Annotated in this window: 19 protein-coding genes; 7 read left to right on the forward strand and 12 right to left on the reverse strand. The window is 59.7% G+C overall.

The genetic code is table 11. The annotated features are described in order from the left end of the window. Positions 1 to 2: 2 nt before the first annotated feature. From ACR0L1_RS01810 to ACR0L1_RS01830, 5 genes are read right to left on the reverse strand one after another with little or no spacing between them, the layout of a single operon-like run. The gene (locus tag ACR0L1_RS01810; protein ID WP_480856848.1) at positions 3 to 1931 is read right to left on the reverse strand and encodes an acetyl/propionyl/methylcrotonyl-CoA carboxylase subunit alpha; all 1929 of its coding nucleotides are present in this window, start codon (positions 1929 to 1931) and stop codon (positions 3 to 5) included. A 3-nt stretch (positions 1932 to 1934) separates the two neighbouring features. Further along, entirely contained in the window at positions 1935 to 2357 is a 423-nt protein-coding gene (locus tag ACR0L1_RS01815) for an ASCH domain-containing protein (RefSeq protein WP_480856850.1), read from the reverse strand. A 1-nt stretch (position 2358) separates the two neighbouring features. Then, on the reverse strand, positions 2359 to 3963 hold the full coding sequence (locus ACR0L1_RS01820) for a carboxyl transferase domain-containing protein (protein WP_480503128.1): 1605 nt from the start codon (positions 3961 to 3963) through the stop codon (positions 2359 to 2361). After that, on the reverse strand, positions 3960 to 4436 hold the full coding sequence (locus ACR0L1_RS01825) for a hypothetical protein (RefSeq protein ID WP_480503129.1): 477 nt from the start codon (positions 4434 to 4436) through the stop codon (positions 3960 to 3962). Before ACR0L1_RS01825 ends, ACR0L1_RS01820 begins: the two co-directional genes overlap by 4 nt. Further along, complete coding sequence (locus ACR0L1_RS01830) at positions 4433 to 5959, reverse strand: AMP-binding protein (protein WP_480503130.1); 1527 nt, start codon at positions 5957 to 5959, stop codon at positions 4433 to 4435. Before ACR0L1_RS01830 ends, ACR0L1_RS01825 begins: the two co-directional genes overlap by 4 nt. Positions 5960 to 6095: 136 nt before the next feature. Here ACR0L1_RS01830 and ACR0L1_RS01835 point away from each other — a divergent pair, with 136 nt between their 5' ends. Next, on the forward strand, positions 6096 to 6701 hold the full coding sequence (locus ACR0L1_RS01835; protein WP_480856853.1) for an OmpW/AlkL family protein: 606 nt from the start codon (positions 6096 to 6098) through the stop codon (positions 6699 to 6701). A gap of 44 nt (positions 6702 to 6745) precedes the next feature. Here the strand turns inward: ACR0L1_RS01835 and ACR0L1_RS01840 are convergent, their stop codons facing one another. Further along, entirely contained in the window at positions 6746 to 7909 is a 1164-nt protein-coding gene (locus tag ACR0L1_RS01840; RefSeq protein WP_170769257.1) for an isovaleryl-CoA dehydrogenase, read from the reverse strand. A 207-nt stretch (positions 7910 to 8116) separates the two neighbouring features. On the opposite strand from ACR0L1_RS01840, the gene ACR0L1_RS01845 reads away from it, so the two are divergent. Beyond that, positions 8117 to 9184: a Hint domain-containing protein gene (locus ACR0L1_RS01845; RefSeq protein WP_480856855.1), complete on the forward strand. Its 1068-nt coding sequence runs from the start codon at positions 8117 to 8119 to the stop codon at positions 9182 to 9184. A 6-nt stretch (positions 9185 to 9190) separates the two neighbouring features. Here the strand turns inward: ACR0L1_RS01845 and ACR0L1_RS01850 are convergent, their stop codons facing one another. After that, entirely contained in the window at positions 9191 to 10381 is a 1191-nt protein-coding gene (locus ACR0L1_RS01850; protein WP_170788361.1) for a DegT/DnrJ/EryC1/StrS family aminotransferase, read from the reverse strand. A 39-nt stretch (positions 10382 to 10420) separates the two neighbouring features. Next, positions 10421 to 11092 (reverse strand): HAD-IA family hydrolase, encoded by a 672-nt coding sequence (locus ACR0L1_RS01855; protein WP_170352600.1) that lies wholly within the window; start codon positions 11090 to 11092, stop codon positions 10421 to 10423. Between the two features lie 134 nt (positions 11093 to 11226). Here ACR0L1_RS01855 and glmU point away from each other — a divergent pair, with 134 nt between their 5' ends. From glmU to ACR0L1_RS01870, 3 genes are read left to right on the forward strand one after another with little or no spacing between them, the layout of a single operon-like run. Beyond that, entirely contained in the window at positions 11227 to 12579 is a 1353-nt protein-coding gene (glmU, locus tag ACR0L1_RS01860) for a bifunctional UDP-N-acetylglucosamine diphosphorylase/glucosamine-1-phosphate N-acetyltransferase GlmU (RefSeq protein WP_480856858.1), read from the forward strand. A gap of 3 nt (positions 12580 to 12582) precedes the next feature. Further along, complete coding sequence (gene glmS, locus ACR0L1_RS01865; protein ID WP_480856859.1) at positions 12583 to 14403, forward strand: glutamine--fructose-6-phosphate transaminase (isomerizing); 1821 nt, start codon at positions 12583 to 12585, stop codon at positions 14401 to 14403. Continuing rightward, positions 14400 to 15092 carry a DNA alkylation repair protein gene (locus ACR0L1_RS01870; RefSeq protein WP_480856860.1) on the forward strand — a complete coding sequence of 231 codons (693 nt, stop codon included), beginning with the start codon at positions 14400 to 14402 and terminating at the stop codon, positions 15090 to 15092. Before glmS ends, ACR0L1_RS01870 begins: the two co-directional genes overlap by 4 nt. On the opposite strand, the gene ACR0L1_RS01875 is transcribed toward ACR0L1_RS01870, so the two are convergent. Further along, positions 15080 to 15502 carry a hypothetical protein gene (locus ACR0L1_RS01875; protein WP_170788357.1) on the reverse strand — a complete coding sequence of 141 codons (423 nt, stop codon included), beginning with the start codon at positions 15500 to 15502 and terminating at the stop codon, positions 15080 to 15082. The two genes, ACR0L1_RS01870 and ACR0L1_RS01875, sit on opposite strands and share 13 nt — an antisense overlap. A 90-nt stretch (positions 15503 to 15592) precedes the next feature. Between ACR0L1_RS01875 and moaA the strand changes: the two genes are divergently transcribed. Further along, positions 15593 to 16600 carry a GTP 3',8-cyclase MoaA gene (gene moaA, locus ACR0L1_RS01880; RefSeq protein WP_170788356.1) on the forward strand — a complete coding sequence of 336 codons (1008 nt, stop codon included), beginning with the start codon at positions 15593 to 15595 and terminating at the stop codon, positions 16598 to 16600. A gap of 1 nt (position 16601) precedes the next feature. Next, complete coding sequence (locus ACR0L1_RS01885; protein ID WP_480856863.1) at positions 16602 to 17924, forward strand: 3-deoxy-D-manno-octulosonic acid transferase; 1323 nt, start codon at positions 16602 to 16604, stop codon at positions 17922 to 17924. Positions 17925 to 17970: 46 nt separating this feature from the next. On the opposite strand, the gene ACR0L1_RS01890 is transcribed toward ACR0L1_RS01885, so the two are convergent. From ACR0L1_RS01890 to ACR0L1_RS01900, 3 genes are all read right to left on the reverse strand, one after another. Next, a complete protein-coding gene (locus ACR0L1_RS01890; RefSeq protein ID WP_170788354.1) occupies positions 17971 to 19134 on the reverse strand; it encodes a M20 aminoacylase family protein in 1164 nt (387 codons plus the stop codon). A 15-nt stretch (positions 19135 to 19149) separates the two neighbouring features. Beyond that, the gene (locus ACR0L1_RS01895; RefSeq protein WP_480856865.1) at positions 19150 to 20286 is read right to left on the reverse strand and encodes an MFS transporter; all 1137 of its coding nucleotides are present in this window, start codon (positions 20284 to 20286) and stop codon (positions 19150 to 19152) included. Positions 20287 to 20354: 68 nt separating this feature from the next. Then, entirely contained in the window at positions 20355 to 21632 is a 1278-nt protein-coding gene (locus ACR0L1_RS01900) for a DUF3422 family protein (protein WP_480856867.1), read from the reverse strand. Positions 21633 to 21810: the final 178 nt, after the last annotated feature.

Raw genomic sequence — 21810 nt, forward strand, 5'->3', positions numbered from 1 at the left:
GGTCATTCCTCCTCCAGCCGGACCAGTGCGGCCCCGGCCTCGACCTGAGCGCCCGCCTCGACCAGCACTTCGGCCACGACGCCATCGCGGGCTGCCAGCAACGAATGCTCCATCTTCATAGCCTCAAGGATGGCCAACCGGTCGCCCTCGGCCACAGCCTGCCCAGACTGCGCAAAGACCGCCTTGACCAGACCGGGCATCGGGGCCTCGATCACATTGGTATTGCCAATGGCGCTGGTATCGCGGTCCAGCGGGTCGATCATCTCGAACACCTGGCCATAACCCTCGAATACCGTGATCTTGGAACCAGCGACTGAAACGCGCGGCATAGCTGCACCACCGATAGTCCAGTTCCCCGCGCTACGTTCGGCCAGAATCGTCTCGTTGCCGATGTGCCAGACCTGCCGGTTCGGACCTTCGACCTGCACATCCAGATCAATCACGTCATCCGCCATAAGCTGAACAGCACGATGCAGAGGCGCCCACAGCGAGAACCCAGTCTCCTTGCATGTGTCCACCAAACCCGCAGCGGTCATGGCCGCCGCAACTGCAGCACGCGTTGAGGTTGCGGAGGTCTGAACCAACCCATCCAGATCACGCCCGATCAGCCCGGTATCCACATCACCCGACGCGAACCCCTGATGGCGCGTCAGCGCGCCAAGAAAGGCAAGGTTGGTTACAGTGCCCGCGACCTCAGTCTGACGCAACGCACGGTGTAACTGTTCCAGCGCAATGTCGCGCGTAGGGCCGTGGACGATGACTTTTGCGATCATTGGGTCATACCAAGGACTGATCGTATCCCCTGCCCGCACACCGCTGTCCGCCCGGCAGAGCGCCGGGAAGTGCAGATGCGTCAACGTCCCCGTGGCAGGCAGGAAGCCTTTGGGCACGTCCTCGGCATACAGCCGCGCCTCGAATGCGTGACCCGAGATAGAAAGGTCACTCTGCTGTTTCGGCAGCGTCTCGCCCGCGGCCACACGCAACTGCCATTCCACCAGATCAACCCCGGTAATCGCCTCGGTCACGGGATGCTCCACTTGCAGGCGGGTATTCATCTCCATGAACCAGAACCGATCCGGCCGCAGCCCGTCCGAGGCATCAACGATGAATTCAACCGTACCCGCGCCCTTATAGCCAATCGCCTCGGCGGCGCGTACACCGGCCTGCCCCATCGCTTGGCGCATTTCAGCCGTCATACCGGGTGCCGGAGCCTCTTCGATCACCTTCTGGTGCCGCCGCTGCAACGAGCAATCGCGTTCGAACAGATGAACCGCATGGGTGCCGTCGCCGAAAACCTGCACCTCGATATGGCGCGGTTTGGAGACGAATTTCTCGACCAGAACGGCGTCGTTGCCAAAGGCCGTGCGCGCCTCGCCTCGCGCACTGTGCAGCGCGTCTGCGAAATCTTCGGCACGTTCAACCAGCCGCATACCCTTTCCGCCGCCACCTGCAACAGCTTTGATGAGAACAGGGTAGCCGATTGTGTCCGCGGCACCGGCCAAATGCTCCGGGTCCTGATTGTCGCCATGATAGCCCGGCACCACAGGCACGCCCGCCTGTTCCATCAAGACTTTGGCAGCATCCTTGAGGCCCATCTTGCGGATCGCCTCGGCTGAGGGACCGATAAAGGTCAGCCCAGCCGCCTCGACCGCATCGACGAAATCGGGGTTCTCGGACAAGAAACCATAGCCGGGATGAATGGCCTGCGCACCTGTGTCCAGCGCGGCCTGAATGATCGCGTCACCCTTCAGGTAACTCTCCGCAGGGGCCGCCCCGCCGATACGCACGGCCTCATCCGCCATCTGCACATGCTTGGCCGAAGCGTCCACGTCGGAATAGACCGCAACACAGGCCACACCCATCTTCTGAGCTGTCTCGATCACCCGACAAGCAATCTCACCCCGGTTGGCAATCAGGATTTTGGTGAACATGACTTACCCCTCAACCGTCAGATCTTCGACCAACCGGAACCGCTCGCAGAGCAGCTCCATCTCGGGCTCGAACCCGCCATTTCGTTCAAAGTACCGGCGGTGATCTTCGCGCCACCCCTCAAGCGTCTCATTCTCGCCTTCGGCCAACGCAAACTCCTCGGTCACATCGCAATAGCGGCAGATCGAAACTTCGACCGTTTCGATCACCAGCGCCGGTCGGTCGTCCCATTCCAAAGCGATGTCCCTGCGCCCTACAACCGGCGTGTCCGCACTGCCCTCGGGGTAATCCCGCAACGCGCCGCAGGTCGCGGTTTTCTTTCCTGCGCGCACCAACGCCAACAACTCGGCGCTCAGCGTTGGGTTGTCTCCAAACTTGAAGGTCTGCGCACCGGGGTAGCGGGATTTCAGTTTTTCCAGATCGACCATTTTACATCCTGAACACGCCAAAGCGTGTCTCCTCGATCGGAGCATTCAACGCCGCACTCAGCGACAAGGCCAACACATCGCGCGATTTGCGCGGGTCGATGATGCCGTCATCCCAAAGCCGCGCCGAGGCATAAAGCGGATGCGATTGCTCTTCGAACATGTCCAAGGTCGGGCGTTTGAATTCGGCCTCTTCCTCCGCCGACCAGGTGCCGCCCTGCCGCTCGATCCCGTCGCGTTTGACGGTGGCCAGAACGCCCGCCGCCTGTTCACCGCCCATCACCGAGATCCGCGAATTCGGCCATGTCCACAGGAACCGCGGCTGATAAGCCCGACCGGCCATACCGTAATTACCAGCGCCAAATGACCCCCCCACCAGCATCGTGACCTTCGGCACCGAGGTCGTCGCTACCGCCGTCACCATCTTGGCTCCGTGCCGCGCGATGCCCTCGTTTTCGTATTTACGACCAACCATGAACCCGGTGATGTTCTGGAGGAACACCAGCGGGATGCGACGCTGAGAACACAGCTCGACAAAATGCGCGCCCTTCTGCGCGGCCTCGGAAAACAGCACGCCGTTGTTGGCGATGATCCCAACCGGGCAGCCTTTGACATGAGCAAAGCCGGTTACCAGCGTTTCCCCGAAGCGCGGCTTGAACTCATCGAACCGAGAGCCATCGACCAGCCGCGCAATCACCTCGCGGATATCATAGGGCGTGCGCAGATCGGCAGGCACAACCCCGAGGATTTCCTCTGGGTCATAGGCCGGGTCCTCAGGGTTGGCCCAATCCACCGTCTGCGGTTTGCGCAGGTTCAGCGACCCTACGGCTCGGCGCGCCAAAGCCAGCGCATGCGCATCATCCTCGGCCAGATAGTCCGCCACGCCGGACAGACGCGTATGTACGTCACCACCGCCCAGATCCTCGGCGCTGACCACCTCGCCCGTTGCGGCCTTGACCAGAGGCGGACCGGCCAGAAAGATCGTGCCCTGTTCCTTGACGATGATCGTCACATCCGACATCGCGGGCACATAAGCCCCGCCTGCCGTGCACGACCCCATCACTACCGCGATCTGGGCAATCCCCTTGGCGCTCATCCGAGCCTGATTATAGAAGATGCGGCCAAAGTGATCGCGGTCGGGGAACACCTCATCCTGATTGGGCAGGTTCGCACCGCCGCTATCGACCAGATAGATGCAGGGCAGATGGTTTTCCTCGGCAATCTCCTGTGCCCGCAGGTGTTTCTTGACGCTCATTGGATAGTAGGTGCCGCCCTTCACGGTGGCGTCGTTGCACACCACCATCACGTCGCGCCCCTGCACCCGACCAATCCCCGCAATCACACCGGCACAAGGTGCAGCGTCGCCATACATCCCATGCGCCGCCGTCGCGCCGATTTCCAGAAACGGAGACCCCGCATCCAGCAGGTTCGCCACCCGACGACGCGGCAGCATCTTGCCACGGGATTCATGACGCGCGCGAGATTTCTCACCCCCGCCCATACGGGCAGCTTCGGCGGCGTCAGCGATTTGCGCCAACGCGTCGATATGGGCCGCTCGGTTTGCTTTGAAGCCTTCTGAGGCGGGCATGGCTTTGGATGTGAGTTTCATTGAGCTGCCCCCTCTGCAAATCTTTGCAAGTGTCGCCATTGCACCCAGTCCCCAGCGTTCAGGTACATTTCGCACCATGTGTCTGGGGGAATTTCTTCACTAGGAGACGCGTCGCAAACATCGAAAACCCCTTCGACCAATTGGAAATATCTTCGCTCATAGATGCGCGCCGCTGTGCCTGGCTCGCCAATACTGTTAGGCACAGTGTTCTGAATTTCAGTCGAAAGCGCGTCGACATGCTTGGAAAGTTCGACAATGCATTGAACTCGTTCTTCAACGATGCGGCCAATTGTACAATAGTCGACGGCGATACTGATACAGTTGGTATCCATGGTCATTCCATTGTCAGGTTGGGTTAGTAGCGCGCAACCGTCCAACCATTCCAAAACACTGATCGGATTGCCCGAGCTGTCTGCTTGCGCTGAGCAAACATTTGCAAAGGTAAGAGAAAGGACAAACATCAAATATTTCATTCTCCGACCTCCCCCGCCGCTCGCGCCTTTAACTTTTTCCGAATAACCTTCCCCGTCACCGTCATCGGCAATTCTTCCAGAAACGCCACCTCGCGCGGGTAGGAATACTGCGCCAGACGGTCCTTGACCCAGTCCTGCAACTCCGCACCCGAGACCTCGACCCCTGGTTTCAGCACCACATAAGCCTTCACGATCTCGGTCCGCAGCTTGTCGGGTTTGCCGACGACGCCAACTGTTGCGACCGCCGGGTGGGTTAGCAGGCAGTCCTCGATCTCTGCCGGGCCGATACGGTATCCGGCGGACGTAATCACGTCATCATCGCGGCCCACGAAACGCAGGTAGTCGCCTTCCCACACGCCACGATCTCCGGTGATCAGCCAGTCGCCGCGGAACTTCTGCGCGGTCTCCTCGGGCCGGTTCCAATACTCCAACAGCATCGAGGCCGAGCCGCGCCGGATGGCAACGTCGCCCTCTTCACTGGTCGGGTTCCCCGTCTCGTCGATCACCGCCACGTCATGCCCCGGCACCGGTTTTCCGATACAGCCGGGGCGCACCGGGAAATCCTGCGCGCAGGAGGACACGACCATGTTGCATTCGGTTTGCCCGTAGAATTCGTTGATCGTCAGGCCGAATGCCTTTTGCCCCCAGGCCAGCATCTCGGCCCCCAGAGGCTCACCGCCCGAGGCAACCGAGCGCAGGCCGGGGATGGCCTGATCCGCCGCTTTCAACATCCGCAGCGCGGTGGGCGGAAAGAAAACGTTGCGCACCCCGCCGCGCGCGACCACATCGGCGCAGGCCTCGGGCGTGAACTTCTCAAGCCGCGCAGCGACCACCGGAATGCCCAGCGCCAGACCTGGCATCAGCACGTCAAACAGCCCACCGATCCACGCCCAGTCGGCGGGGGTCCACAGGCAATCGCCGTCGCGCAGATGGTTATGGCTGATCGACACGCCGGGCAGATGGCCGGTCAGCACACGATGCCCGTGCAGCGCGCCCTTGGGGCTGCCAGTGGTGCCCGAGGTATAGATCAGCACCGCCGGATCCTCGGGGCCGGTATCGGCAAAGGGTAGCGTCTGATCCGACGGCGCGATTTGGTCGACACGCAGCGGATCCGCCAACCCACTCAGCAGCGTCTGCCCCTCGGCATCCGTCAGCGCAACTTGCACCCCGGCGTCGCCCGCGCGTGACGCCAGCGCATCGTGTTGGAACAGCTTGAACAAAGGCACCGAGATCGCGCCCAGTTTCCAGATCGCCAGATGCGCCGCCGCACACCAAGACGACTGACTAAGCAATACACCGACCCGATCACCGGGCCTGATCCGTTGTTGCAACACCTGCCCAATGCCATCCGTCATCCGCGCAAGATCCCGGAACGTTATGTCCTTTCGCGCATCGCGTGTCAGATCAACGACTGCAACCTGATCATGCGGCTGCGCCAGACATTGCGCCGCCATATTGAGTCGGTCTGGCACATCCCAGCCACCCACACCCAGCATACCTGGTATGTTTCTAGCGGGACACATGGCTTGAACCTCCTGATTCAAAGATATTTTTCCTCTTCGCGCGCACCCCAACTGTCACAGAAACTTGACACAGATCAGAGTTGGCAGGGGTCGGTTGATGCAAAACCGAAGCATCAAAACATTCAGAGGCCATGACATGACCAAAAAACTCGCCGCTTTGACACTTTCCACTGCGCTTGTGGCGCTTGCTTCTCCTGTTCTTGCTCAGAACCAGGGTGACTGGACCGTTGGTATCGGTGCGGGGTATCTGGAGCCCAAATCCGATAACGGTACGCTGGCCGGTCTGGACGCCGAAGTCGATTCCGACGTCAGCGCAATCTTCACCGTTGAATACTTTGTCCGCGACAATCTGGGCATCGAGCTGCTGGCTGCAACCCCGTTCAGCCATGAAGTCACGCTGGGGGGCAGCGTCGACGCAGGCAGCCTCAAGCATCTGCCGCCCACCCTGTCGTTGAACTACCACTTCGACACAGGCACCGCCTGGAAACCCTATGTCGGTGCCGGCATCAACTACACGATCTTCTTTGATGAAAGCTCTGCCTTGGGCAATCTTGAGCTGGACAACTCGGTCGGACTCGCGTTGCAAGCCGGTCTGGACTACGCCATCACTGAACAAGGTGCCGTACGTCTGAACGTGCGCTGGTTCGACATCGACTCGGACGTGTCGCTTGATGGTGCCGATATCGGCGAAGCCGAGATCGACCCCTGGCTGATTGGCGTTTCCTACGTCCATCGTTTCTGATCCAACACTTCTGCGCCCCGCATCCTGTTGCGGGGCGTTTTTCGTCACGACATCTCACTCATCAACTCACGGCCAATCAGCATCCTGCGGATTTCGCTGGTGCCTGCACCGATCTCCATCAGCTTCGCATCGCGGAAAATCCGGCTGACGGCAGAATCCGACAGGAACCCTGCCCCGCCCATCGCCTGCACCGCCTGATGCGCCTGCGTCATCGCCGCCTCGGACGCATAGAGGCAACATGCCGCCGCGTCCTGCCGTGTCACATCCCCCCGATCACAGGCTTTGGCGACCTCATAGACATAGGCCCGCGCCGAGTTCATCGCTGTATACATATCGGCGATCTTGCCCTGCATCAGCTGGAACGACCCGATAGGTTTGCCGAATTGCTTGCGCTCGGCCAGATAGGGCATGATCTCATCAAGACAGGCAGCCATGATACCGGTGCCGATCCCGGCCAGCACCACGCGTTCATAATCCAGACCCGACATCAAAACCGCGACGCCCTTGCCCTCCTCGCCCAACACGTTTTCGAACGGAACCTCGACATCTTCAAAGATCAGCTCGGCCGTGTTTGACCCACGCATCCCTAGCTTGTCGAAATGCGGGGATGTCGAAAACCCGGTCATCTCTTTCTCGATCAAAAAAGCGGTGATTCCGCGCGATCCCGCCTCCGGGTCGGTTTTGGCATAGACGACCAGAGTATCCGCGTCCGGCCCATTGGTGATCCAGTATTTGCTGCCATTCAGCCGGTAATGGTCGTTGCGTTTTTCGGCGCGCAGCTTCATTGACACAACATCCGATCCGGCTCCGGCCTCGGACATGGCCAGCGCGCCAACATGTTCACCCGAGACAAGTCGCGGCAGGTATTTTGCTTTCTGTTCGTCCGTCCCATTCAGCTTGATCTGGTTGACGCATAGATTTGAATGCGCCCCATATGACAACGAAACCGAGGCCGAAGCCCGCGCCACCTCTTCAACTGCGACGGTATGGGCCAGATAGGACATCCCCGCTCCGCCATATTCCTCGGGTACGGTAATACCCAACATCCCCAGATCACCCATCTCGCGCCATAAGTCATTGGGAAAGGCGTTGGATTTGTCGACCTCGGCAGCCTTCGGTTTGACCCGCTCCTGCGCCCAGCGATGAACCATCTCCCGCAGGGCATTCACATCTTCACCCAGATCGAACTGCATTGTGGCCGTGAACATCCCCGACTTCCTCCAACTGGATTAATGAACACTTGTTCAAATAATTTGACACGGACAAGCGCGAACGTCAAGAACCTGGCGCAATCACTCAAAAAAACCTCGGATTCAGAGTATCTTCACGATTTCAACACATTGTCGTCCCGGCGCTGAGCCAATAGGGTCTCGCCGACATGCGTTGAGTCGAAAATCATTTAGAAAGCAGATCCCATGGCCCCGACGAATGTGATTATTAACGGAGATTTCAGCCGCGGCCGCTCGAACTGGTCGGGCACCGACGTGGAAATCAACCCCGAGTTTGCCTTCCTTGGAAATGGTTCAAGGAATCTGGTTTCAGAATTGGATGGCCGCTCGGGTTTCACCACCGTTTTGGAACAGACGTTTACGCTGGACGATGCGCATTCGGGTATTTTGGAATTCGATACAGCATTGCGCACAGCCTCGTTGGGTAACGCGGGCACCGATGGGTTCACGGTCGAAATCGTGGACAGCGACGGCATCGTGATTTCAACCATGACCGTTCTGCCAACTGAGGCCAGCTTCACAACAATCATCATAGACGTCGATTTCCCCGAGGCGGGTGACTACACGCTGCGATTCACCGAAATCGGCGTAGATGACAGCCTTGGCGCGATTGTCGACAACATCTCGCTTCTGATCTGTTTCTGTCAGGGAACGCTGATCGACACAGAACATGGTGAAATCCCCGTCGAACAGTTGAAGGCCGGCGATCTGGTGATGACGCAATCGGGGGCCAAAGCTTTGAAATGGGTCGGGCGGCGACATGTTTCCAAGGCCGAGATGACGGCTGAACCCAAGCTGTTTCCGATCCGCATTGCCAAAGGTGCGCTTGGACAAGGGATGCCGCATACGGATTTGTTGGTGTCACGACAGCACCGGATGCAGGCCTCGTCGCCCGTGGCAGAACGTATGTTTGGCGCGCGCGAGGTTCTGATCTCAGCCATTCGGCTGACCGCCCTGCCAGAGGTAGAAGTCGAGGCGCAGGCGTGTGCGACGACTTATTTCCATCTGCTTTTCGATGACCATGAAATTGTATTTGCGAACGGCGCCCCCAGTGAAAGCATGTTGCTGTCGCCGATGTCTCTGTCAGCCCTATCTGCCGAGGCGTTGGAGGAGCTCCACCTGCTGTTCCCGGGCCTGACAGCCGTCACCCCGTCAACCTCGCAGCAGACCATCCCGCAGATCAAACAGCAAAAACGGTTTGTCGAGCGTCTGGGTAAAAACAACAAACACCCGCTGGACCAGCGCGCGCATTAGCGCTGGTCAGGATTGATAGACCGCGCCAACCTCGGCCCGGATGATCCGCGCAATAAGGCGGCAATCTTCCAGCGAGAATGTCAGCGGCACCCGCATATCCATGATCCCCGCCAGCACCCGGTCACTGGCAGGCAAAGGCGCACTATCCGCATAGCGCCAACTGTCGTATCGCGAGGTAAAACCAGTGGGCTCGGCCCCACCGAACCACTTCAACTCGACCCCACGCGCAGCACAGCGGTGGATCACCTCGGCGATACGCTCGGGCGACCAATCCAGCAAGAGGAATTGAATGGATGAGCCCACATAGGTCTCACCTTCGGGCCGTTCGACAATAGTTAGGCCGGGCGTGTCGCGCAGACCATCTTCGATCTCAGCATAGCGTTCGTTCCAGCGCGAAACCTGCTGGTCCAGATCCCGCAGTTGAGGCCGCAGGATCGCCGCCCGCAGGTTATCCATCCTGCCCGAGACATTGGGGGTGTTATATTTGATCCGCTCAAACACCTCTGGCCCCGGTGCGGCCAGATGACGTTCGTACAGCATATACGAGCCCGACAACATCGTCGCCTTCGCTGCAAGTTCCTCATCATCGGTGACCAGCAAGCCGCCCTCACCCGAGTTCACATGCTTGTAGGTCTGGCAGGAATAACACCCAATGGCCCCCTGCCGCCCCGACAATTGCCCGCGCCACGCTGCCCCCATCGTATGGGCGCAGTCCTCGATCACGATCACTCCTGCGGCGTCGCACATCTGCATCAGCCGGTCCATGTCGCACAGATGCCCGCGCATATGGCTGAGCATCAGCACTCGCGCCTGATCCAGCTTGGCTTCAAGATCGTCCAGATCAACCACCAACCCTTCGGTCACGCCCACGAACACAGGCCTCGCCCCGACCGAGGCGATTGACCCCGGCACCGGCGCCAGCGTGAAAGCATTGGTCAGCACCGGATCACCCGGCTGCACGCCGACTGCGCGCAGGGCGGTGGCCAGCGCATATCCGCCCGAGGATACCGCCAGACAGTATTTCGCCCCCATCTGCGCCGCGAATTCCTGCTCCAGCAGCGCGGTTTCGCCCAGTTCTCCGGGCACCACGTTATATCGGTGCAACCGCCCATGGCGCAGTACAGCGAGCGCGGCCTCGACCGCCTCTTCGGGGATGGGTTCCTGCTGGGTGAAGCTGCCAGTGAATATCTCGGTCATGGCTCTGTTCTGGTCCTCACGCCCGCTTGGGTCAAGAGACTAAGCCGCCGCACCGATCAACCCCTCGACCACGCGGGGCAGATCATCGAAATGATGCAGCAACGCCTCGGGCTCCAGCGCGGCCATGTCGTCACCAGACGGGCCGAAAGTGACCAGAACCGACGGCACACCCGCCGCCTTTGCCGTGTTCCGGTCGGTATCGGAGTCGCCGATCAGAACACACAGGTCGGGATGACCACCTGCCCGCCGCGCAGCCTCGCGCAGCGGTTCGGGGTCGGGTTTGCGCACGGGCAACGTATCCGCCCCGACCAGAGCGGCGAACTGATCCCGCACTCCCATCTGTGACAGCAACTGATGCGCCAGCGCCTCGGGCTTGTTGGTGCAGATGCCCACGCCGTAACCGGCCGCTTTCAGCGCCTCAACCGCGTCCAACGCGCCGGGATAGAAGGTGGTATGGGTGTCGATGGCCTGCGCGTAGGCCTCCAGCAACATCGGGTAATAGTCCGAAATGGTCTGCTCTTCGAATGCTCCAACACGCTTTAACCCGTGGGTCAGCATCATCCGACCACCCCGAAGTGCCACGCCCGCGTCCTGCCCGTGGATCAGCACATCACCATGGCCCATATGACGAAAACAATGGTTCGCGGCCTCTAGCAGATCGCCGGATGTATCCGCCAAAGTTCCATCCAGATCGAAGATTACGGTACGCATAAAGCCTCCTGCCTCGGCGGGTTTTCGCCACGTCGTGTTGCAAACGGCAATCTAGTTTGATGCCCGAACCGCTTGCGCCTTTGCCCCCAGCGGATAAAACGGTCGCCAACAAAACACAAAGAGAAAACGAATTCATGAGCACCGCCCTTGTCATCCTCGCCGCCGGAAAAGGCACCCGGATGAATTCGGATATCCCCAAAGTTCTGCATCCCATCGCGCAAGCTCCGATGCTGGTCCACGCCATGCGCGCCGGGGCCGTGCTGTCGCCTGAACGCACGGTGATTATCACCGGCCATGGGTCCGAGGCCGTTGCCAAGGTCGCCACAGCCGAGGATGAGACCGCGCAGATTGCCGTACAAGAGGAACAGTTGGGCACCGCCCATGCCGTCGCCCAGGCCCGCGCCGCGCTGGAGGGGTTCGAAGGCGACGTGGTGGTCCTATACGGTGACACTCCGTTTCTGCAACCCGACACGCTAGAACGGATGATCGAGGCGCGCACCCAGAATGATCTGGTCATTCTGGGGTTCGAGGCCGCCGATCCCGCTCGCTATGGCCGTTTGGTCATGCAGGGCGATACGCTGGAGCGGATCATTGAATACAAGGATGCCTCGGATGAGGAACGCGCGATAAGCTTCTGCAATTCTGGACTTTTGGCTTGCGACGTGCAAACCTTGTTCTCGTTGATCGATGCGGTGGGCAATGACAACGCGTCCGAGGAATACTACCTGACCGACGTGGTCGAGATCGCCCGCAGCCGGGATCTGAAAGTCACCGCTGTTGCCTGTGACGAGGCGCAGACGCTAGGCGTCAACTCGCGCGCTGATCTGGCCGCTGCTGATGCGTTATTCCAGGCTCGCGCCCGCGCAGACCTGCTGGATCTGGGCGTAACCTTGATGGCTCCGGAAACCGTCTACCTGGCCGCTGATACGATCATCGGACGGGACACGGTGATCGAGCCCAACGTGGTCTTCGGCCCCGGCGTCACCGTCGAAAGTGGCGCAACGATCCGGGCGTTTTCGCATCTTGAGGGCTGCCATGTGAGCCGCGGAGCTATCGTCGGGCCCTATGCCCGCCTGCGCCCTGGGACAGAGTTGGCCGAGAACACGCGCATCGGGAATTTCGTCGAAATCAAGAATGCCGAGATCGCCGAAGGGGCTAAGGTCAATCACCTTAGCTATATCGGGGATGCCTCCGTTGGCGCCGCAACAAATATCGGAGCGGGTACGATCACCTGCAACTATGACGGGGTGATGAAGCACAAGACCACGATTGGCGAGAATGTGTTCATCGGATCAAACACCATGCTGGTTGCCCCCGTGACCGTGGGTGACGGCGCGATGACGGCGACCGGCACGGTGGTCACGCGCGACGTCGAGCCCGACGCTCTGGCCGTAGCACGGGCCAAGCAGGACAACAAACCCGGCTATGCGCGCAAACTTTTTGAAATGCTCAAGGCGAAAAAGGCTCGCCGCGATAAAGGAGCCTGACCCATGTGTGGTATCGTAGGCGTTTTGGGCGAACACGAGGTTGCCCCCATTCTGGTCGAGGCGCTGAAGCGTCTTGAATATCGCGGCTATGACAGCGCCGGGATTGCGACCGTGAACAACGGAGCGTTAGGACGCAGACGGGCCGTAGGCAAGCTGGTGAACCTCAGCGATTTGCTGGTACATGACCCCCTGCCCGGTAAATCGGGTATCGGCCATACCCGCTGGGCCACACACGGCGTGCCCTCGGTGACCAATGCGCACCCGCATCAGGCGGGCCCCGTGGCCGTGGTGCATAACGGGATCGTCGAGAACTACCGCGAGCTACGGGCTGAGCTGGCCGAGCATGGAGTGGGTTTCGTAACCGAAACCGACACCGAAACCGTGGCTCTGATGGCTGAGCATTACCTAAAGTCTGGCCTCTCACCGGTTGAGGCCGCGTTCAAAACCATCGACCGGCTTGAGGGTGCTTTTGCGCTGGCGTTCCTTTTCGACGGTCAGGACGATTTGATCGTGGCGGCGCGCAAGGGCTCTCCGCTGGCCGTCGGTCACGGGGATGGCGAGATGTACGTAGGTTCGGACGCCATCGCACTGGCCCCGCTAACCGACCGCATCACCTATCTAGAAGAGGGTGACCGCGCGGTACTAACCCGCACCTCGCTGGAGATCCGTAACGAAGCCGGTGAGTTGGTCAATCGTGAGCTCCGCCAGATCAAGATCGACCAATCCCGCGCCGACAAGGGCGGACACAAGCATTTCATGGCCAAAGAAATCGCCGAACAACCCGTTGTGGTGGCCGAGGCGATCCGATCCTATCTGCGCACGGGCGGGGATGAGATCACCCTGCCCGGCAATTTGGATTTCACCAAGCTGGACCGCCTAACTATGGTCGCCTGCGGCACCGCTTTTTATGCCTGTCTGACCGCGAAATACTGGTTCGAGCAACTGGCCAAGATCCCTGTCGAGGTCGATATCGCCAGCGAGTTCCGCTACCGCGAACCGCCCATTCCCGGTCGTACGGCGGCCTTGTTCGTCAGCCAGTCGGGCGAGACAGCCGACACGCTGGCCGCGCTGCGCTATTGCGAGGGCAAGGCCGACAAGATCGTATCGGTCGTCAACGTCCCCGAAAGCTCGATCGCGCGGGAAAGCGACATCGCGCTGCCCATCTACGCTGGGGTCGAGATTGGCGTTGCCTCGACCAAAGCCTTCACCTGTCAGCTCAGCGTGCTACTGATGCTGGCGCTGAAGGCCGCTGCCGACCGAGGCACTCTGACACCCGAGCAAATGGCTGATCACGCCGCCGCCTTGCGTGGCCTGCCATCTGTGCTGAACACAGCGCTGGAGCAAAACGATGCCATCCGCGCCGCTGCCCAACGCCTGTCCGAGGCGCGCGACGTTTTGTTTCTGGGTCGCGGCCTCATGTTTCCACTGGCAATGGAAGGCGCGCTGAAACTGAAAGAAATCAGTTATATACACGCCGAAGGTTATGCATCGGGTGAGCTGAAACATGGGCCCATCGCCCTGATCGACAAGCATATGCCCGTCGTGGTGATGGCTCCGCGCGATGCGGTTTTCGACAAGACGGTGTCGAACATGCAAGAGGTGATGGCACGTAAAGGCAAGGTGATCCTCGTTTCCGACGATGACGGCATCGCCGAGGCCAAGGACGGGGTTCAAAGCACTATTCGCATGCCCCATATCCATCCCAGCCTTGCACCGATCCTCTATTCGGTTCCGGCGCAGTTGCTGGCCTATCACACGGCGGTCGCAAAGGGCACCGATGTGGATCAGCCGCGCAATCTGGCGAAATCCGTCACTGTCGAATGATACAAGCCGCCGTCTATCTGGACCAGATCAAGGCGCACGCGGATGCCGAGCGCGCGCAGCAGGCCGCCGCCTATCACAAGGTGGACCGCGCTTATCTGGGAGTGCCCAATCCGGTTCTGAATGATCTGACCAAAAGCTGGCGGCGAGAGCTGGATGTGTCGGACCGCGTCGCTCTGTCAGATGCGCTTTGGCAGACGAATATTCACGAGGCGCGCATCGCCTCCGCCAAGCTGCTGACGCAGGCACGGATCCGGCCAGATGAAGCGGCATGGGATCTGCTGCAAAGCTGGCTGCCCGATTTCGACGCCTGGGCCGTTGCCGACCACGCCTGTATGGCAATGCAGAAACGCCTGTCCGCCGATCCTGCGCGGTTGGATCAGGTCGAACGCTGGACGACATCCGAGCACATGTGGACCCGTCGCGCGGCTTTGGTCGCTACCCTGCCTTGGACCAAACAGAACCATCCCAAACCAGACGACCTGAAACACCGGGATCGGATTCTGGGCTGGGCTGCGGGCTATGTGCCTGACCGTGATTGGTTCATCCAGAAATCTATCGCGTGGTGGCTGCGCGAATTGTCCAAGCACGACGCACCGCGCGTCATCGCCTTTTTGCAAACGCATGGCCTGGCGATGAAACCCTTTGCCCGCCGCGAAGCAGGCAAGTACCTGAAAGATCAGTTGGAGTAGACTTCTAGCTCGACCAGTTCATCAAAGGGCAACAACAGCTCTCGCATCGCGTCCAGCGACAGGCGGCTCCCCCCGCCTTCGGGCCCCGGTGCGGGAACCAGCGTGATATAAGCCTGCGCGCCAGTACGGGGTACAAGCACCCGCCCGGTAAATTCCGTCTCGACCAGAGGTGTCTGCATCCAGCGCCCCGGCGTCGTCGGATCGCCCAAGCTGGCAATCGTGGTCTTGGCCCCAATCCAACCGGCAGCGGTTGCTGGGGCCGGTTCGGGTTCGGCAACCTCTTCAACCACAGCCTCTTCGGGCTCGGGTGCGGCAGCCGGTTCACCCCGGTTGAACACTCGATCCGTGGTCGATCGGACTGCATCGCACCCCGCGACCAGAATACAGCATAGCAAAAGCGCATATCTCATGCCCAAACCCTACTGCCGTGCGCGCATCTGTACCAGCGCAAAGCACAGTTCGCCCTTGTCGCAGGGCGGGTGGCGCTTTACCTATGTCGCATGACTGCTCCACTTATCGACCCGTTCGCTCGCGCCATCACCTATCTCCGCGTCTCCGTCACGGACCGCTGCGATTTCCGCTGTGTCTACTGCATGTCCGAGGACATGAAGTTCCTGCCCAAAAAGGACCTGCTGACGCTGGAAGAGCTGGACCGCATGTGTTCGACCTTTGTGAACATGGGCGTAGAAAAGTTACGGATCACCGGGGGTGAGCCGCTGGTACGCCGCAATATCATGACGTTTTTTAACGCGATGACCCGGCATCTGGACAGCGGCGCGTTGAAAGAGCTGACGCTGACCACCAACGGATCACAACTGCATCGCTTTGCCGATGACCTCTACGCCGCTGGCGTACGGCGGGTGAATATCTCGCTGGATACGCTGGACGAGGACAAATTCGCTCAGATCACTCGCTGGGGACGTCTCAAGCAAGTTCTGAACGGAATTGATGCGGCGCAAAAGGCCGGGTTGCGGATCAAAATCAATGCGGTTGCGTTGAAAGGCTTCAACGAAGAAGAGCTCCCCACGATCACAAAATGGTGTGCCGAACGCGACATGGACCTGACCTGGATCGAGGTGATGCCCATGGGGGATATCGGCAACGAAGACCGGTTGGACCAATACTGGTCACTGAAAGATGTGCGCAAGGAATACGAAAACCACTACACAGTGTCCGACCTGGCCGAACGCACCGGTGGACCCGCGCGCTATGTCCGTCTGGAAGAGACAGGCCAAAAGATCGGCTTCATCACGCCACTGTCGCACAATTTCTGCGAAAGCTGCAATCGCGTGCGCCTGACCTGCACCGGAGAGCTGTATATGTGCCTCGGGCAAGAGGATATGGCAGACCTGCGCGGTGCGCTGCGCGACCATCCAGACACCGAACAACCGCTGGAAGAGGCGATCCGAGCCGCAATCGACCTCAAGCCCAGGGGGCATGATTTCGACTATTCCCGCCAGTCGGTGGATGGCAAAATGAGCCGCCACATGAGCCACACAGGCGGCTGACATGGCCGCCCCTTCTGGCCGTCCGACGCTGCTTTACCATTTGTATTGCGGCCTGACTGCTGTGGCGGCCCCTTTCGTATGGCGCGCGGTGCGCAAGAAACTTCTGGCGGCAGAAGTCCCAACCCTGCGCCAACATGAGCGACTGGGTCACGCCAGCCAACCGCGCCCCAAAGGCCAACTCATCTGGTTTCACGCCGCCAGTGTGGGCGAGACTCTGTCGGTCATCACTCTGATCAAACGTCTGGGCGAAAGGCTGCCAGATTCCAGCTTCCTGATCACCTCAGGAACACCCACATCGGCGGCGCTCATCGAAAAGCGTATGCCGCCCCGGACGCGCCATCAATACCCGCCCTTGGACGCAGCTGGCCCGGTCCGGCGCTTTCTGAACCACTGGCGACCCGATGCTGCCATCTTTGTCGAAAGCGAAATCTGGCCGCGGCTTATCACCGAAACCCACAATCGCGACACACCTCTGGCGCTGCTGAATGCACGACTTTCAGATCGATCGGTTGAGGGGTGGAAAAAACGGCCCCAAACAGCGCGTTTCCTTCTGGACCAATTCACCCTTTTCCTGACCCAAAACGACAAAACCGCCCGCAACCTGATTGCTATGGGTGCCCCAGAAACCCGCGTGAAACCGGGCACGAACCTCAAAGCGATGTCCGACCCGCTACCGGTGGACCGCACCACACTTGAGGAAATTCGAACCCAAATCAGTGACCGCCCCATCTGGATCGCCAGTTCGACCCACGCCGGAGAAGAGGAAACCGTACTGTCGGCCCATGCCGAACTGCTGAACCGCTGGCCCGACCTGCTGCTCCTCTTGATCCCTCGCCACCCCGAGCGTCGAGGCGACGTCGCCGCGCTGATCCAACAGTCTCACCTAACGGCAGCCTTCCGCTCTGCGTCGCAACCCATTGCGCAGGATGCACAAATCTATGTCGCCGACACGCTGGGCGAAACCGGCACCTGGTATGCGCTCTGCCCTATTGTGTTCCTCGGCGGGTCCCTCAGGGAAATCGGTGGCCATAATCCGTTCGAACCTGCCCAAGCTGGCGCAGCCGTGATCACCGGTCCCGGCTATTTTAACTTCGCCGAGACCTTCGCCCCTCTGATCGAAACAGGTGGCGTAACCGAGGTACGAACAGCACCAGAGTTAACGAAGACTGTGACCCAATGGCTGTCTGATCCAACCAAACTGAACGCAGCCCGCGAAGCTGCGAAAACCTGCGTAAACTCTCAAAAAAACGCACTGGACGACATCGTCGAAACACTTTGCGCCCAGCTTAACCTGAAACGTCAGGATCCCACTTCATCTGGCTAAAAATATCCCGGGGGCGTGGGGGCAGAGCCCCCACCGGCCCGCACGTTCAAGCCGCCGGCATCCTCTGTTCAACAATCTCAGCCCACCAGCTACACCCGGCCGGTATCGCTTCATCGTTGAAATTATACTCTGGGTGATGCACCGCTGCCGTGTCGCCGTTGCCCACCAAAATATACGCGCCCGGCCGCTCCTCCAGCATAAACGCAAAATCTTCACCCCCCATGACCAAAGGTGCCTCTTCGCATGCACCGGACACCGACCGCGCCACATCAGCTGCAAACTCGGTTTGCGCCTCGCTGTTCACCATCACAGGATAGCCCCGGTAATAGGTGACATCGACGCGCCCGCCAAAGGTCGCAGCAACACCGTTGCAGATTTCGCCAATCCGCTTCTCGGCCAAGTCGCGCATGGCGGTGCTCATAGTCCGCACAGTGCCGCGCATCTTGACCGTCTGAGGGATCACGTTGAACGCAGTGGAAGAGGTCTCGAACGAAGTGACTGACACCACCACCTGATCCACCGGGTCGGCATTCCGCGCGGCGATGGTCTGCAAGGCCAACACAGCCTGTGCGGCCATCACTGTCGTATCCACCGTTTCATGTGGCTTGGCCGCGTGACCGCCCTTGCCTTCAAACACGATATCAAACTGATCGGTGGCCGCGAAAAACGCACCGGGCCGGATGGCGAAACTGCCAACGGGATGACCCGGCCAGTTGTGCATTCCATAGACCTCTTGAATACCCCATCGGTCCATCATCCCGTCTTCACACATCTCGCGGCCGCCGCCACCGCCTTCTTCGGCCGGTTGAAAGATCACCACAACAGTGCCATCGAAGTTCCGCGTCTCGGACAGGTATTTGGCCGCCCCCAGCAACATTGCCGTATGCCCGTCATGGCCGCACGCATGCATCGCCCCTTCAGTTTTCGAGGCATAGTCCAGCCCTGTCGCCTCAAGGATCGGCAGCGCATCCATATCCGCCCGCAACCCTATGACCTTGCCGCTGGTGTCAGCCTTGCCTTTGATCATCCCAACAACTCCGGTTCGGCCAATGCCCGTCACCACCTCATCACACCCAAATGCCTTCAACTTTTCCGCGACCAGAGCGCTGGTCCGGTGCGTTTCAAACAGAATTTCGGGATGTTCGTGAATGTCACGCCGCCATTCCGTAATTTCCGTCTGCAACTCCGCAAAGCGGTTTTTGATCGGCATATCTCTCTCCCAAATCTATCTGTCTGTCTTCAATGCACCAGATAGCAGCACAATGAACACAGCCAGCGGCAACAGCGCCATGAACGCCAAACGCAATGTAAGCATTTCGGCCAAAAACCCAATAAGCGGAGGTCCGATCAACAACCCGCCATAGCCCAACGTCGCCACGCTGGCGATGGCCTGCCCCGGTGGGATCGTCGCATCATTGGCAGCCCGGCTGAACGCAAGCGGCATAATCACCGCATAGCCGACACCCATCAACGCAAACCCAGCCAGCGCTGGTCCCGGCGCGTTGGCCGCAACAACCCCGATCACGCCCAAAGCCGCACAAACCCCACCGAACCGTGCCGTAGGCACCGCGCCAAACCGAGCGATGACAAACCCGCCTGCCAGCCGGAACGCCACCATCGTAACGGAGAACACCGCATATCCCAACGCAGCGACGCTTTCTGCTGCTCCGGTGACATCACGCAGGAAAATCGCGCTCCAATCTGCGACCGCGCCCTCGCCCAAAGCGCCGCACAGTGCGATGAACCCCACCAGTACCAAGGCCCCCGCTGGCAACGCGAAAACCGCCCCACCTGACGTCTCAACCCGCCGCGACGACCATCGCACCCAGGAAAAAGCCAACGCCAGCGCGACCACAACACCGCCCGCCAGCAAGAAGTGCTGTAAGACAGACAAACCCAACTGCACAGCGCCATACCCGCTGAGCGCGCCCAGCCCTGCCCCAAGGCTCCACATCGCGTGAAACGAGGACATGACTGGTTTATCATAGGCCTGCTCGACCTCGGCCGCCCAGGCGTTCATCGCCACATCCATCGAGCCATGAAAGGCCCCGAATACAAACAGAAACGCCGCCAGCGCCCAGAACCCGCCCGCAAAGGCCAGCAGGATCAGGGAAAACGTATAGAGGACGGCAATGACCCGCGTAATCGCAACAGCACCAAACCTGTCGGTCAAACGCCCCGTGACCGGAAAAGAACACACCGCACCTGCCGCCATAAACAGCAGACCATATCCCAAGGCCTCATGCGTCAGATCCAGCCGATCGCGGACCGCCGGAATGCGCGAGGCCCAGATACCGAAAAGCGCACCATTCAAGATGAACATGGCCGCCACGGCCCGCCATGCGGCCAATATTCCGATCACGCTCTAATCCTTCGCACGTCCCTGCCTGTTTCCGTTCTATAGACGCTCCCGGGATTAGCAAATGCGGATTATTCCAACCGCTTGCGTATCTGACGAATCCCGTACCAGACCAAAAACACGACCGGCAGCGTAACAATAGCGGTCAGCATACCTTTGCTGATCCCAGCCTTGGTCAAGGGGTACAGCAAATAACTGGCTAGCGAGACTGCATAATAACTGATCGCAACCACCGACAGCCCTTCGACCGTATGCTGCAACCGCAGCGCCAGATCGGACCGGCGATCCATACTCTCCAGCAACGCCTGGTTTTGTGCGCTGCGCTCCACATCCACCCGCGTTCGCAGCAACTCTCCGGCGCGGATCGCCCGGTCGGACAAGGCTTGCAACCGACGTTCGGTGGATTTCACAGTCCGAATGGCCGGATCATAGCGGCGCATCATGAAGTCCGCGAAACTCTGCCGCCCCGCGAACCGTTCTTCGCGCAACACTTCGATCCGCTGATTGACAATCGCTTCATATGCCCCCGTGGCCCCGAAGCGGAACGAACAGCGGGCAGACAGTGTCTCCAGTTCGATCGAAGTCGACAACAAATCTGGCAATAGCTCATCGGGGTGCGCCGAATTGTCAGTCATCTGCCCCATCAACCGGGTCAGCTGTGCGTCCAACTCACTGATCCGTGGCGTCAGCTGCTTCACCCTTGCAAAGCCTAACATGGACATGGCCTTGTAGGTTTCGATCTCGCACAGGCGTTGAATAATCCGCCCGGTCCTGCGCCGCCCTGTCTGTTCGTCGACAAACAGCGCAAAGCGCATGTGTCCAGCCGGGTCGATGCGAAAGTCACTGGCGCATATGGCCGAGTCGTCCAGCACCCGCGCCACAGCCAAGCTTTCAGGTTCAAACCAATCCACCAGCGCAGACTGCACCAGATCATCTCCTTCCCGAGGCACCACACGGATCATGGCCGAGGTCACACGCTGACCGGGGCTGGCCATCAACCAATCGGGGGGGAACACCTCGAAATCGGCTGGATTGAAGGCACGATCACTGACATTTTGCGTAATCGCTGTGTAAGTGACAAATTCCGTATGTTGCTCCCATTTCAACCAATGGCGCCCGATCTGTCCGGCATAATGCGTGGCGTCAGGCTGCGGATGCTGTGCGCCATGGCGGTCCAGCAGATTGATCAGATGCGCGATATCTTCATCCCGATCCCGCGCCACCGCTGCCTCGGACTTTTTGATCGCCAGAAACGCCACCGTGCAAGGAGAGGACGCCACCGGAAAAGGGCGCGCATGCAATTCATTGGCCAGAGCATAGCGCAAAGGATGATCATCTATGGGGGTCATAACGGGCTCCGAAGTCACCGTCGCACTATACGATGTTCAGGCCTCTCATCAATTCTCTTTTTATTTCTTATAGTTACAAGAATACCTTCGCATACATTCCTGCTATCTTGTTGAAATAACTGCCAACCTGAAACCTAGCAGCCTCAAACACCAAAAAAGCAAACCCCGCATGCTTCAT

The sequence above is a fragment of the Ruegeria sp. J8 genome, from assembly GCF_056531925.1.

What these genes read in the sequence shown, in the direction of transcription:
- ACR0L1_RS01810 (WP_480856848.1), bottom strand. Translation starts at nt 1,931, where the DNA reads ATGTTCACCAAAATCCTGATTGCCAACCGGGGTGAGATTGCTTGTCGG.
- ACR0L1_RS01815 (WP_480856850.1), bottom strand. Translation starts at nt 2,357, where the DNA reads ATGGTCGATCTGGAAAAACTGAAATCCCGCTACCCCGGTGCGCAGACC.
- ACR0L1_RS01820 (WP_480503128.1), bottom strand. Translation starts at nt 3,963, where the DNA reads ATGAAACTCACATCCAAAGCCATGCCCGCCTCAGAAGGCTTCAAAGCA.
- ACR0L1_RS01825 (WP_480503129.1), bottom strand. Translation starts at nt 4,436, where the DNA reads ATGAAATATTTGATGTTTGTCCTTTCTCTTACCTTTGCAAATGTTTGC.
- ACR0L1_RS01830 (WP_480503130.1), bottom strand. Translation starts at nt 5,959, where the DNA reads ATGTGTCCCGCTAGAAACATACCAGGTATGCTGGGTGTGGGTGGCTGG.
- ACR0L1_RS01835 (WP_480856853.1), top strand. Translation starts at nt 6,096, where the DNA reads ATGACCAAAAAACTCGCCGCTTTGACACTTTCCACTGCGCTTGTGGCG.
- ACR0L1_RS01840 (WP_170769257.1), bottom strand. Translation starts at nt 7,909, where the DNA reads ATGTTCACGGCCACAATGCAGTTCGATCTGGGTGAAGATGTGAATGCC.
- ACR0L1_RS01845 (WP_480856855.1), top strand. Translation starts at nt 8,117, where the DNA reads ATGGCCCCGACGAATGTGATTATTAACGGAGATTTCAGCCGCGGCCGC.
- ACR0L1_RS01850 (WP_170788361.1), bottom strand. Translation starts at nt 10,381, where the DNA reads ATGACCGAGATATTCACTGGCAGCTTCACCCAGCAGGAACCCATCCCC.
- ACR0L1_RS01855 (WP_170352600.1), bottom strand. Translation starts at nt 11,092, where the DNA reads ATGCGTACCGTAATCTTCGATCTGGATGGAACTTTGGCGGATACATCC.
- glmU (WP_480856858.1), top strand. Translation starts at nt 11,227, where the DNA reads ATGAGCACCGCCCTTGTCATCCTCGCCGCCGGAAAAGGCACCCGGATG.
- glmS (WP_480856859.1), top strand. Translation starts at nt 12,583, where the DNA reads ATGTGTGGTATCGTAGGCGTTTTGGGCGAACACGAGGTTGCCCCCATT.
- ACR0L1_RS01870 (WP_480856860.1), top strand. Translation starts at nt 14,400, where the DNA reads ATGATACAAGCCGCCGTCTATCTGGACCAGATCAAGGCGCACGCGGAT.
- ACR0L1_RS01875 (WP_170788357.1), bottom strand. Translation starts at nt 15,502, where the DNA reads ATGAGATATGCGCTTTTGCTATGCTGTATTCTGGTCGCGGGGTGCGAT.
- moaA (WP_170788356.1), top strand. Translation starts at nt 15,593, where the DNA reads ATGACTGCTCCACTTATCGACCCGTTCGCTCGCGCCATCACCTATCTC.
- ACR0L1_RS01885 (WP_480856863.1), top strand. Translation starts at nt 16,602, where the DNA reads ATGGCCGCCCCTTCTGGCCGTCCGACGCTGCTTTACCATTTGTATTGC.
- ACR0L1_RS01890 (WP_170788354.1), bottom strand. Translation starts at nt 19,134, where the DNA reads ATGCCGATCAAAAACCGCTTTGCGGAGTTGCAGACGGAAATTACGGAA.
- ACR0L1_RS01900 (WP_480856867.1), bottom strand. Translation starts at nt 21,632, where the DNA reads ATGACCCCCATAGATGATCATCCTTTGCGCTATGCTCTGGCCAATGAA.